General features: G+C 54.3%; 1 pseudogene. It reads right to left on the reverse strand.

Annotated features, from left to right (window positions below):
* Positions 1-265 (reverse strand): annotated as a pseudogene (locus ACX9YW_RS23080) (hypothetical protein); the annotation flags it as partial.

Below are 265 nucleotides of genomic sequence, written 5' to 3' on the forward strand. Positions count from 1 at the left end.
GCGCAGACAATGCTTGGTGATCATCACCGGGACTTCGCCCTTCTCTTCATGTGCCTCATACGCCGCGTCAATCAGCTGCACACCATAGCGATGATAAAATTCACGCGCTTTCTGGTTGTAAACGTTCGCGAGGAAACTCAGATGCGTTTGCGGATAAACCGGCGCAGGATCAGCAACCGGTTTACGACTGCCGCGCTGATAACTGGCAAGACGCGCAGCATCCAGCATTTCGGCGGCCTCACGGCGGAACTGATTTAACAGACTG

This window comes from Pseudoneobacillus rhizolycopersici, from assembly GCF_054786815.1.